11 protein-coding genes are annotated in these 11971 nt (G+C 43.8%); all 11 read left to right on the top strand.

Annotated elements, in window-relative coordinates; all coding sequences use genetic code 11:
- The first annotated feature begins 24 nt into the window (after positions 1-24).
- The 11 genes from wzzE (at position 25) to wecG (ending at position 11798) form a co-directional block, all read left to right on the top strand.
- Positions 25-1083, top strand: coding sequence for an ECA polysaccharide chain length modulation protein (gene wzzE / locus PROVRUST_RS09700; protein WP_006814616.1), 1059 nt, complete (start codon positions 25-27; stop codon positions 1081-1083).
- Between the two features lie 96 nt (positions 1084-1179).
- Positions 1180-2310 carry a non-hydrolyzing UDP-N-acetylglucosamine 2-epimerase gene (wecB, locus tag PROVRUST_RS09695; RefSeq protein ID WP_039854893.1) on the top strand — a complete coding sequence of 377 codons (1131 nt, stop codon included), beginning with the start codon at positions 1180-1182 and terminating at the stop codon, positions 2308-2310.
- Complete coding sequence (gene wecC, locus PROVRUST_RS09690) at positions 2307-3569, top strand: UDP-N-acetyl-D-mannosamine dehydrogenase (RefSeq protein ID WP_006814614.1); 1263 nt, start codon at positions 2307-2309, stop codon at positions 3567-3569. Before wecB ends, wecC begins: the two co-directional genes overlap by 4 nt.
- Positions 3560-4633 carry a dTDP-glucose 4,6-dehydratase gene (gene rffG, locus PROVRUST_RS09685; RefSeq protein ID WP_006814613.1) on the top strand — a complete coding sequence of 358 codons (1074 nt, stop codon included), beginning with the start codon at positions 3560-3562 and terminating at the stop codon, positions 4631-4633. Before wecC ends, rffG begins: the two co-directional genes overlap by 10 nt.
- 8 nt (positions 4634-4641) lie before the next feature.
- Positions 4642-5523, top strand: coding sequence for a glucose-1-phosphate thymidylyltransferase RfbA (gene rfbA, locus PROVRUST_RS09680; RefSeq protein ID WP_006814612.1), 882 nt, complete (start codon positions 4642-4644; stop codon positions 5521-5523).
- Complete coding sequence (rffC, locus tag PROVRUST_RS09675) at positions 5501-6241, top strand: dTDP-4-amino-4,6-dideoxy-D-galactose acyltransferase (RefSeq protein ID WP_006814611.1); 741 nt, start codon at positions 5501-5503, stop codon at positions 6239-6241. The genes rfbA and rffC overlap by 23 nt, the downstream gene beginning before the upstream one ends.
- Positions 6228-7358: a dTDP-4-amino-4,6-dideoxygalactose transaminase gene (gene rffA, locus PROVRUST_RS09670; protein WP_006814610.1), complete on the top strand. Its 1131-nt coding sequence runs from the start codon at positions 6228-6230 to the stop codon at positions 7356-7358. The genes rffC and rffA overlap by 14 nt, the downstream gene beginning before the upstream one ends.
- Positions 7358-8608 carry a lipid III flippase WzxE gene (wzxE, locus tag PROVRUST_RS09665; RefSeq protein WP_006814609.1) on the top strand — a complete coding sequence of 417 codons (1251 nt, stop codon included), beginning with the start codon at positions 7358-7360 and terminating at the stop codon, positions 8606-8608. The genes rffA and wzxE overlap by 1 nt, the downstream gene beginning before the upstream one ends.
- The gene (locus tag PROVRUST_RS09660; RefSeq protein WP_006814608.1) at positions 8605-9687 is read left to right on the top strand and encodes a TDP-N-acetylfucosamine:lipid II N-acetylfucosaminyltransferase; all 1083 of its coding nucleotides are present in this window, start codon (positions 8605-8607) and stop codon (positions 9685-9687) included. Before wzxE ends, PROVRUST_RS09660 begins: the two co-directional genes overlap by 4 nt.
- Positions 9688-9695: 8 nt before the next feature.
- Positions 9696-11051 carry an ECA oligosaccharide polymerase gene (gene wzyE, locus PROVRUST_RS09655; RefSeq protein WP_039854996.1) on the top strand — a complete coding sequence of 452 codons (1356 nt, stop codon included), beginning with the start codon at positions 9696-9698 and terminating at the stop codon, positions 11049-11051.
- 9 nt (positions 11052-11060) lie between these two features.
- Positions 11061-11798 carry a lipopolysaccharide N-acetylmannosaminouronosyltransferase gene (wecG, locus tag PROVRUST_RS09650; RefSeq protein ID WP_006814606.1) on the top strand — a complete coding sequence of 246 codons (738 nt, stop codon included), beginning with the start codon at positions 11061-11063 and terminating at the stop codon, positions 11796-11798.
- Positions 11799-11971 lie beyond the last annotated feature (173 nt).

Genomic DNA, 11971 nt, shown 5'->3' with positions numbered 1-11971 from the left:
AAACGAACATAGAGGTTCTGCGCAGTGAATAACTCAGAAACACAACCTAGCCAGCACCAATCTCCGGTTGAAGGGGAGTTGGATATCCGAGCGTTATGCCTCTCATTATGGAAAGGTAAAGTTTGGATCGTGGCATGTGCAGTCATTTTTGCAGCCATCGCTTTAGGCGCATCTTATTTTATGCAGCCTAAGTGGAGTACTACTGCGATCACAGATTTACCCACGGTGAATAATCTGGGAAGTTACTACTCTCAGCAACAATTCCTGCGTAATCTTGATTCCCGTATTAATGTTATGGGACAAGAAGGCCAGTTACCCACAATTGCGAAAGAAGCTTATGAAGAGTTTACCAAGCAATTAGGTGCTTATGATACTCGTCGCCAATTTTGGTTAGGAACAGAGTATTACAAGCAACGTCTGGAAAATGATCCAAAAGCTGACGCGGCATTACTTGATGAATTAATTAACAATATCGAATATACGCCAGCGGATGAGTTAAAAAATCCAACCGATAACGTGAAGTTAGTGGCTGAAACAGCAACTGATGCTAACCAGCTATTACGTGAATATATTGAGTTTGCCAACAAACGCGCAACGACTAATCTGAATGATGAATTGAAAGGGACTTGGGCAACGAAGACTCAATCAATGAAAGCCTTAGTTAAGCGTGAAGGTATGGTAGCAACCGCGGCATATGACCGTCGTTTAAATGTCCTTGAACAAGCGTTAAAAGTTGCTGAAAAACAAGGTATTTCACGTAATCAAATGACCGCGCCAGTGGATGAAATTCCGGACTCAAAAATGTTTATGTTAGGTGTTCCATTATTACAAGCACAGATTGAAACACTGAAAGCAACCGGTCCTGATTATGATTCCGATTATGATCAGAATGTCGCGATGTTATCGACACTGAATGTTGAACCCGTTCTTCAAGAAAATTTTCAGGCTTATCGCTTCCTGCGAACTCCTGAAGATCCAATCAAACGTGATAGTCCACGCAGAGCCTTTATTGCTGTTCTGTGGGGAGCCATAGGGATGTTAGTAGGTGCCGGAGTGGTACTGTCTCGCCGTCGCCCTTCATGATGTAGCACTAGCCACTGGCGCTAAGCGTTAGTGGCTAGGTCAAGTCATAAAACAAAAAAAGCAGTAAACTGCGAAGATAAAGATAAGAGAGTCACTGTGAAAGTATTGACTGTATTCGGCACACGGCCAGAAGCCATTAAAATGGCGCCATTGGTTCATGCTCTTGCGGGTGATGCAGATTTTGAAGCTAAAGTTTGTGTTACCGCTCAGCATCGTGAAATGCTAGATCAAGTACTGAACTTATTTGAGATCACGCCTGATTATGATCTCAATATTATGAAACAAGGCCAGGATTTAACTGATATTACATGCCGTATCCTTGAAGGATTAAAAGCGGTATTTGCCGATTTTCAGCCCGATGTTGTCCTCGTTCATGGGGATACCGCCACAACGATGGCAACCAGTCTTGCGGCGTTCTACCACCGTATTCCTGTTGGGCACGTAGAAGCAGGGTTACGCACGGGAAATCTGTACTCGCCATGGCCAGAAGAAGGTAACCGTAAGATTGCCGGGCATCTTGCTCAATATCATTTCGCACCGACAGAAAATTCTCGTCAAAATCTGCTCAACGAATCCATTCCAGATAGCCATATTTTTGTGACTGGCAATACAGTCATTGATGCGTTGTTGTGGGTCAAAGAAAAAGTGATGGGTAAATCAGACATGATGGCGCAATTAGCCGAAAATTACCCATTTATCGACCCAAACAAAAAGATGGTTCTTGTCACAGGGCATCGTCGTGAAAGCTTTGGTGGTGGTTTTGAACGTATTTGTCATGCGTTAGCTGAAATTGCTCAAACACATCCTGATGTCCAAGTGGTTTACCCTGTTCATCTGAATCCAAATGTGAGTGAGCCAGTACAAAGAATTCTACATAATATTGATAATATTATTCTCATTAGTCCTCAAGAGTATTTGCCATTCGTTTATTTGATGAACCATGCATATCTCATTTTAACGGATTCTGGCGGTATTCAAGAGGAAGCTCCATCACTAGGCAAGCCTGTTTTAGTCATGAGAGATACCACTGAACGTCCTGAAGCTGTGGATGCAGGAACAGTACGTTTAGTTGGTACAGATACACAAACCATTGTAAATGAAGTTAATCGGTTACTGACAGATGAAGCGGAATATCATGAAATGAGCCGCGCACATAACCCTTATGGTGATGGTCATGCTTGTCAGCGTATTCTTGCAGCATTAAAAAGCAATCAGGTGAAATTATGAGTTTTGAAACTATTTCTGTTATTGGCCTTGGTTACATCGGTTTACCAACAGCGGCAGCCTTCGCATCTCGTAAAAAGCAAGTTGTCGGCGTAGATGTTAACCAACATGCGGTTGATACTATCAATCAAGGTAAAATCCACATCGTGGAACCTGAGCTGGATGTTGTGGTAAAAAAAGCGGTTGAAGAAGGTCACTTAAAAGCCTTCACTAAACCACAACCCGCGGATGCATTTCTGATTGCAGTTCCAACACCATTCAAAGGTGAACATGAGCCTGATTTGGTCTATGTAAAAGCCGCTGCGGAATCTATTGCGCCAGTACTGAAAAAAGGTGACTTAGTGATCCTTGAGTCTACCTCTCCAGTGGGTACGACTGAACAAATGGCACAGTGGTTAGCTGCCGCACGTCCAGACTTAACGTTTCCTCACCAAGTGGGTGAAGATGCGGATATCGATGTTGCTTACTGCCCTGAGCGCGTACTGCCGGGTCAAGTCATGATTGAGCTGATTAAAAATGACCGTGTTGTTGGTGGAATGACGCCAAAATCCTCTCTGCGTGCTAGTGAGCTGTATAATATTTTCCTAGAAGGTGAGTGTGTAATCACTAACTCTAGAACCGCAGAAATGTGTAAGTTAACAGAAAACAGTTTCCGTGATGTTAACATCGCATTTGCTAACGAATTGTCATTGATTTGTGCAGACCAAGATATCAATGTATGGGAACTGATTAGCCTTGCGAATCGTCACCCACGTGTGAATATTCTGCAACCGGGACCCGGTGTTGGTGGCCACTGTATCGCTGTTGACCCATGGTTTATCGTGGCACAAAGTCCAAAACAATCTCGCTTAATCCACACTGCGCGTTTAGTTAACGATGGCAAACCAATTTGGGTTGTTGACCAAGTCAAAGCTGCGGTTGCTGATTGCTTAGTTGAAACAGGTAAAAAAGCGAACGAAATCAAAATCGCCTGTTTCGGTTTATCTTTCAAACCAAATATCGATGACTTACGTGAAAGCCCTGCAATGCACATCACTAAAATGGTTGCAGAGTGGAACCCAGGTAAAACATTTGCTGTTGAGCCTCATATCCATGAACTACCAACATCCCTGAAAGGTATCGCCGAACTAGTGTCTATTGAACAAGCCGTTAGCGAAGCGGATGTGGTTTTAATGCTGGTTGACCATAACCTGTTTAAAGGTATCCAAGGTTCAGCAATCCCACAAAAATGGGTGGTGGATACGAAAGGAGTATGGCGTTGAAACGTATTTTAATTACTGGTGGAGCCGGTTTTATCGGCTCTGCTGTTGTTCGTCATGTGATTGAAAACACAAATGATAGTGCAGTTGTGGTGGATTGTTTGACCTATGCTGGCAATTTGGAATCACTCGCTGAAGTGGCGAACAATGAGCGCTATGCTTTTGAACACGTTAATATTTGTGACCGCGCGGCGCTAGATCGTGTGTTTGCTGAATATCAACCCGATGTCGTCATGCATTTGGCGGCAGAAAGCCATGTAGACCGTTCAATTGATGGTCCAGCCGAATTTATCGAAACTAACATAGTGGGCACTTACACCCTGTTAGAGGCTGCTCGCCACTATTGGTCTGCTCTTGATGAAAGTAAAAAATTAGCTTTCCGTTTCCACCATATTTCTACTGATGAAGTGTATGGCGATTTAGACGGTCCCGACGGTTTCTTTACTGAAACGACACCGTATGCACCAAGCAGCCCATATTCTGCGTCAAAAGCATCTAGCGACCACTTAGTTCGTGCATGGCAGAGAACGTATGGTTTACCAACCATGATCACTAACTGCTCGAATAACTATGGGCCGTATCACTTCCCTGAGAAGCTGATCCCTCTAATTATTCTGAACGCGATTTCGGGTAAACCATTGCCAGTGTATGGCAAAGGTGAGCAGATCCGTGACTGGCTATTTGTTGAAGACCATGCGCGTGCCCTGCATTTAGTAGCAACTCAGGCACAACCGGGCTCTACATATAATATTGGCGGGCACAACGAGCGCCGCAATATTGAAGTCGTTGAAACGATTTGTGAGCTGTTGGAAGAACTGTATCCACAGAAACCTCAAGGCGTTGCTCACTATCGTGACTTGATCACTTACGTGAAAGACCGACCGGGTCATGACATGCGTTATGCCATTGATGCTGCAAAAATTGAGCGTGAATTAGGGTGGACACCACAAGAAACTTTTGAATCCGGCATTCGTAAAACCGTGCAATGGTATTTGAATAATGAAACTTGGTGGCGCCGTGTTCAAGATGGCTCTTATGCCGGTGAGCGCTTGGGCTTAGGCCGCTAGGAGGTCGTATGAAAGGTATTATTTTGGCTGGTGGTTCGGGAACACGTTTACACCCAATCACTCGCGGCATCTCAAAACAGCTGCTGCCTATCTACGATAAGCCAATGATTTATTATCCGCTGTCCGTACTCATGCTGGCAGGGATCCGTGAAATCCTCGTGATTTCTACACCTGATGACTTACCGATGTTTAAGCGTTTATTGGGTGATGGTCATGAGTTTGGTATTGAACTGAGTTATGCCGAGCAACCATCCCCAGATGGATTGGCTCAAGCTTTCATTATTGGTGAAGAGTTTATCAATGGTGATGCTTGTTGCTTAGTGCTCGGCGATAATATCTTCTTTGGCCATTCATTTAGCCCAAAACTGATGTCTGTGGCAGCACGTCAAAAAGGCGCGACTGTGTTCGGCTATCAAGTTATGGACCCTGAACGTTTCGGTGTTGTGGCGTTCGATGACGATTTTAAAGCACTGTCTATTGAAGAGAAACCCAAACAGCCAAAATCTAATTGGGCGGTAACGGGATTATATTTCTACGATAACCAAGTGGTTGATTTTGCAAAGCAAGTCAAGCCATCAGAACGTGGTGAACTGGAAATTACCTCTATCAACCAAATGTATTTAGAGCGCGGCGAGCTAAATGTTGAGCTATTGGGCCGTGGCTTTGCTTGGTTAGATACTGGGACTCACGACAGCCTGATTGAAGCCGGTACATTTGTGCAAACTGTGGAAAAACGTCAAGGCTTCAAAGTGGCATGCTTAGAAGAAATTGCATGGCGCAATGGCTGGTTGAGCGATGAACAAGTGAAAGAAGCGGCAGCTAAACTGAATAAAACAGGCTATGGCAAATACTTAGAGGATTTACTCCGTGTCCGTCCGCGCCAGTATTGAGCCACTCGATTGGGAGTCTGATTTTTTCAGACACTCAACGGCAAAGCTGAATTTTACGCAGACTGATGCCGAAACCATCCTCGCTTATCAAATGGATAAGTATGACATTGTGCAGGCAAAAGTTTCTGCATCTGAAACTGCATTAATTGATGATTTAGCGGGAATGGGATTCAGCTTTGTCGAGGGTGAAATTGACTTTGCTTTAACGATTGGCACAGAAAATGCTTATCTAAATACGGCATTGGCCGAGACGGATCATGTCGTTGCTGCACAAGTCAGCGACATTGTTCAACTGCGCACAACAGCGGAGTCAGTGTTTAGCAACAGCCGTTTTAGAACGCCTTGGTATCATGAAGGTGATAGCGGCCGGTTTTATGGATTATGGATTGAAAAAGCCGTTTTAGGCACATTCGACCATACCTGTTTACTGGTTAAAGATAGTGCGGGTGCAATTTTAGGTTTTGTTAGCCTACGCAGCCTTGATGCAGATACTGCAAGAGTCGGGCTGTTGGCATCAATGCCAAATGCACAAGGGCGCGGTATTGGTCGAAAGTTAATGTCAGCGGCTTATCAGTGGTGTGTGCAACACCAAAAAAGACAGTTAAATGTTGCCACTCAAATGAGTAATGTTGCGGCATTAAATCTTTATTCACGTAGCGGTGCGGCGATTGCCAGCACAGCATATTGGTTATACAGGGGACAACATGATTCCATTTAATAAACCACCCGTTGTAGGTACTGAAGTTGAGTATATGAAACAAGCCATGGCAAGTGGCAAACTTTGCGGGGATGGTGGTTTCACAAAACTTTGTGAAGAGTGGATGGAGAAACGTTTTAACTGCCCGAAAGTTCAGTTAACGCCGTCTTGTACCGCTTCGTTAGAAATGGCTGCTATTCTGATTGATATCAAGCCGGGTGATGAAGTCATCATGCCAAGCTTTACCTTCGTTTCTACATCAAACGCATTTGTTTTACGTGGCGCAAAAATTGTCTTCGTGGATATCCGCCCAGATACCATGAACATCGATGAAACTAAAATTGAATCGGCAATTACAGATCGCACTCGTGCCATTGTACCTGTTCATTATGCTGGCGTAGCTTGCGAAATGGACACCATCATGGCGATCGCGAAAAAACACAATTTATTTGTAATTGAAGATGCTGCACAAGGTGTGATGTCGACTTACAAGGGCAAAGCGCTTGGAACGATTGGGCATATCGGATGCTATAGCTTCCACGAAACCAAAAACTACTCTTCTGGTGGCGAAGGTGGAGCGACATTAATTAATGACAAATCATTGATTAACCGTGCAGAAGTGATCCGAGAAAAAGGTACTAACCGTAGTCAATTTTTCCGTGGGCAAGTAGATAAATACACATGGCGCGACATTGGTTCAAGCTATCTGTTATCTGACTTACAAGCCGCGTATTTGTGGGCTCAGCTAGAACAGGCTGACAAAATTAACGATCGCCGTTTACTGTTGTGGGATCGCTATTATCAAGCATTACAGCCATTAGTCGCTGCGAAACGTTTAGTGTTAGCAACCGTGCCTGAAGGGTTAAAACATAATGCGCATATGTTCTATATCAAACTCAAAAATGTAGAAGAACGCACAGCATTTAATGACTATATGAAAGCTCATGGCATTCTGACGGTTTTCCATTATGTACCACTGCATACCAGCCCTGCGGGTATGGAATTTGGTTATTTCCACGGTGAAGATAAATACACGACAGTTGAAAGTGACCGTTTGGTTCGTTTACCGATGTTCTACAACATGACGGATGACGAACAACAAAGTGTTATCGAGAAAATCAAAGCGTTCTTTGCCTAATGTCATTAGCTAAAGCATCGGTTTGGACTGCTGGGTCTACCCTGATAAAAATCGGGGTGGGCCTGTTAATTGTTAAATTATTTGCAGTCTCTTTTGGTCCCAGCGGTGTGGGACTAGCGGGTAACTTCCGCCAATTAATTACTGTGCTAGGGGTGCTCTCTGGCGCAGGGATCTTTAATGGTGTCACTAAATATGTGGCAGAACATCACCAAGATCCGCAAAAATTACGTGCAGTGCTTGGTACCTCTTCGACGATTATCCTCGGGTTTTCGACACTATTAGCTATTATCTTTTTACTATGCAGTGCACCAATAAGTGCTGCGTTATTTGATACTGCGCAATACAGTTCAGTGATCCGCATGGTTGCCTTGATTCAAATGGGTATCGCGTATGCGAACTATTTTTTGGCAATTCTCAAAGGTTATCGAGATGCACCAGGCAATGCCTTAGCTATCATTTTTGGTAGCATAATTGGCGTTGTCGCCTATTATTTATGCTATCGAGTGGGTGGCTATGAAGGGGCATTAGCGGGTCTGGCTCTGGTCCCTGCATTAGTGGTACTTCCTGCAGCTGGAATGGTATTTAAGCGCAAACAATTTGCGTTGTCATCGCTAAAACCTGCATGGGACAAAGCGATTGCCAGCAATTTAGGCAAATTCACGATCATGGCGATGTTAACGGCGGTGACCTTGCCTGTTGCTTATATCATGATGCGTAACTTGCTCGCCCAAAAATACAGTTGGGATGAAGTCGGTTTGTGGACGGGTGTGACGACAATTTCAGATGCCTATTTACAGTTTATTACGGCAACATTTTCAGTGTATTTGTTGCCAACATTATCCCGTTTACAGCATAAGAGTGAAATCTCCGCAGAGATCATTAAAGCACTGAAATTTGTTTTACCTGTAGTTGCCGCGGTGAGTTTCACGGTTTGGTTGCTACGAGACTTTGCTATTTGGTTACTATTTTCTGAAGAATTTACTGGGATGAGAAACCTGTTTGCTTGGCAGCTGGTGGGTGATGTATTGAAAGTGGGCGCTTACGTATTTGGCTATTTAGTCATTGCAAAAGCCGCACTACGTTTTTATGTTCTAACGGAAATCAGTCAATTTGTGTTATTAACGGGCTTTGCTCATTGGCTTATTCCTGAACATGGCGCAGTCGGAGCCACACAAGCCTATATGGCGACATATATCGTATATTTTACTCTCTGTTGTTGCGTATTTTTGATCTACCGTAGGCGAGCATGACAACCTTAATACATGTACTGGGATCTGATCTCCCACATCATAATCAGACGGTTTTAACGTTTTTTAATCGCGTTATTTGCCAAGAAACAGCACCGTCACAAAAACCGCATTTTATGGTGGTTAGCCAAGATGCGCAGCTTGCTGATGCTTATCCTGAGCTGGAAATTGAAGTTTTTAATAGCAAAAAAACAATCGCAAATGAGGTGATCCGTCGTGCGAAAGCGGATCGCCGTGCACGTTTTTTCTTCCATGGACAATTTAACGCCCCAATCTGGCTTGCATTATTGTTTGGCCAAATAAAATCTCACCAATTTTGGTGGCATATTTGGGGGGCAGACCTGTATGAAGAATCGAGCTCTCTGAAATTTAAACTGTTTTATATTCTGCGTCGTTTAGCGCAGAAAAAGGTGGGGCATGTCTGTGCTACGCGGGGAGATTTGTGCTATTTCCACCAGTTCAACCCCAATGTGCCTGCATCTGTACTCTATTTTCCAACCAGAATGGATCCTACATTGACGGTAAGCGAGCGTGAGCCTAGAGAAGATGAGCAACTCACCATTCTTCTCGGTAACTCAGGTGATCGTTCAAATCGTCATATAGAGGCACTGGGCGCGATTAAACAGCAGTTTGGGGGTCAGGTTAAGATTATCGTCCCAATGGGATACCCTGCAAACAATCAAAGTTATATGGATCAAGTGGAGCAGGCAGCAAACAGCCAGTTTGCAGCGGGACAGGTTGAGATCTTGAAGCAACGTATGGAATTTAGCGATTATTTGAATTTGCTGAAAACCTGTGACCTCGGCTATTTCATTTTTAATCGCCAACAAGGGGTGGGAACGGTGTGTTTACTGATTCAATTCGGTATTCCATTTGTTATCAGCCGACAAAATACTTTCTGGCAAGACCTTACTGCCCAGAATGTTCCGGTCTTTTTCTATGGTGATGAACTGACTCTGCCTTTGGTATCGGAAGCCCAGCGCCAAATGAACATGTTGGATAAACAACAGATTGAATTTTTTGCTCCTAACTTTACTGAAGGCTGGAAACAGATCCTCAGCGTTGCGGAGGAGCGAGCATGACATCGAGCATGACACTTTTAGAATTAGGTGGCTTAGCGCTGATTTACCTGATATCAATTATTTTTATTGGCACGCTGCTGTATAAAGAATTTTTACGCGTGCGTTTTAACTTTAATATTTTCTTCTCAATGTTGTATTTGTTGACGTTTTACTTCGGTTTTCCGTTAACTTGCGCCTTAGTGTTCCAGTTTGATGTTGCAGTGGTTTCCGCTGATTATTTAATGTATGCGATGTTAGCGTCGACGAGTTTTTATGCAATTTATTATGTGGCATACAAAACAAGGCTAACAAAACAGGTAGATACCCAGCGGCGTGCGCTATTTAGCATGAATAAAGTTGAAACCAACTTAACCTGCCTATTATTAATCTCGGTCGCGGTTGTCACGGTCGGCATTTTCTTCATGGAAAATGGCTTCTTGCTATTTAAGCTGAAGTCTTACAGTCAGATATTTTCTAGTCAGGTTTCTGGTGTTGCACTAAAACGCTTTTTCTACTTTTTTATCCCTGCCATGTTGATCGTTTATTTCTTAAATCCGACGCAAAAACGCTGGTTTTTCTTCCTGATCAGTACGGTAGCATTTGGCTTCTTAACCTATGTGATTGTGGGTGGAACGCGCGCTAACATCATTCTGGCATTTGCCTTGTTCCTGTTTATTGGAATTGTGAGAGGCTGGATTACGTTATGGATGCTGGCGGCTGCGGGGGTTGCAAGTATTGTGGGCATGTTCTGGTTAGCCCTAAAACGTTATGGGCTGGATGTGAGCGGGGCGGAGGCATTTTACACCTTCCTTTACCTAACTCGCGATACGTTCTCACCGTGGGAAAACTTAGCGTTATTACTCAGTTATTATGACCAGATGGAATTCCAAGGTTTAGCGCCCATTGTTCGGGATTTCTATGTATTTATTCCATCATGGGTATGGCCAGAACGTCCTGATACCGTGCTGAACTCAGCGAACTACTTTACGTGGGAAGTTCTGAATAATCACTCAGGCTTAGCTATTTCGCCCACTTTAATTGGGTCATTGGTCGTGATGGGCGGATTGTTATTTATTCCTCTCGGCGCCATTGTGGTTGGGCTGATTATCAAGTGGTTTGACTGGATTTATGGCATGAGTTTGAAAGAGCCAAATCGTTATAAAGCAGCGATTATGCAGGCATTTTGCTTTGGTGCGATTTTCAATATGATTGTTTTAGCGCGCGAAGGTGTCGATTCCTTTGTGTCGCGAGTGGTCTTTTTCTGTTTAGTATTCGGACTCTGTCTGGTATTAGCAAAATTACTGTACTGGTTATTTGAAAGTGCGGGTCTTATTCGTATTAAAGCCTCTTCTTATCTACGAAGTGGGCAACGGGAAAGCCGTTAAAGGAGCAGCATGGAACAGTCATCAATTCCTCAATATAGCATCAGAGGTCATAATATTTGGGGCTTCAAAAACATGGCCCATTTTTTAGATTATCTGTTTGCTGGCGGTGAGACCAAGACCGGTACATTAGTGGCGATCAACGCTGAAAAAGTGATGATTGCTGAACAAGATTCCGCTTTGAATACCTTATTGGGTCAGGCTGAATATCTGTATGCAGATGGGATCAGCATTGTACGGGCTATTCGCCGTAAATACCCGCAAGCAGAAGTCTCTCGTGTTGCTGGAGCTGACCTATGGGAAGGCTTAATGGAGCGCGCAGGAAAAGAGGGCACGCCCGTTTTTTTAGTGGGTGGTAAACCGGATATTTTGGAACAAACAACCAGTAAATTACGTTCTCAGTGGAATGTGAATATTGTGGGTTCCCAAGATGGCTATTTCACTGCGGAAGATCGGGATGCATTATTTGAACGTATCCGTGGGAGTGGCGCAAAAATTGTCACGGTTGCCATGGGATCGCCTAAGCAAGAAATCTTTATGCGTGATTGTCGCAAAGTACATCCAGACGCCTTATATATGGGCGTCGGCGGGACTTACGATGTCTTTACTGGGCATGTTAAGCGAGCACCAAAGGTATGGCAAAATTTAGGGCTAGAGTGGCTGTATCGTCTTCTATCCCAACCAACCCGAATTAAACGCCAGTTTAAATTGCTCAAATTCTTGGGCTATTACTATGGCGGTAAGCTATAAAAACCTTCTGGCGGTAAGCTGTACTAGCCCTCCAATAAATGAGACTGGCGTAATTGCTGGTCTCTTTTTTCAAATATTTCTATAATCCTTCAAAAATAGATGCAGCCTAAGAGATCTCACGGTATCTTGGGGCGATCATGTGTTTTTATGACATTTTCGATTGTAAGTAGCGA

It is taken from the genome of Providencia rustigianii DSM 4541, assembly GCF_000156395.1.
Lineage (GTDB): Bacteria > Pseudomonadota > Gammaproteobacteria > Enterobacterales > Enterobacteriaceae > Providencia > Providencia rustigianii.
The sequence above is the reverse complement of the archived record's forward strand: the minus strand, read 5'-3'. Positions and strand labels throughout refer to the sequence as shown.

Coding starts and splice junctions, on each gene's coding strand:
- rffG (WP_006814613.1), top strand. CDS start 3,560: ATGGCGTTGAAACGTATTTTAATTACTGGTGGAGCCGGTTTTATCGGC.
- wecG (WP_006814606.1), top strand. CDS start 11,061: ATGGAACAGTCATCAATTCCTCAATATAGCATCAGAGGTCATAATATT.
- wecC (WP_006814614.1), top strand. CDS start 2,307: ATGAGTTTTGAAACTATTTCTGTTATTGGCCTTGGTTACATCGGTTTA.
- rffA (WP_006814610.1), top strand. CDS start 6,228: ATGATTCCATTTAATAAACCACCCGTTGTAGGTACTGAAGTTGAGTAT.
- wzxE (WP_006814609.1), top strand. CDS start 7,358: ATGTCATTAGCTAAAGCATCGGTTTGGACTGCTGGGTCTACCCTGATA.
- rfbA (WP_006814612.1), top strand. CDS start 4,642: ATGAAAGGTATTATTTTGGCTGGTGGTTCGGGAACACGTTTACACCCA.
- wzyE (WP_039854996.1), top strand. CDS start 9,696: ATGACACTTTTAGAATTAGGTGGCTTAGCGCTGATTTACCTGATATCA.
- PROVRUST_RS09660 (WP_006814608.1), top strand. CDS start 8,605: ATGACAACCTTAATACATGTACTGGGATCTGATCTCCCACATCATAAT.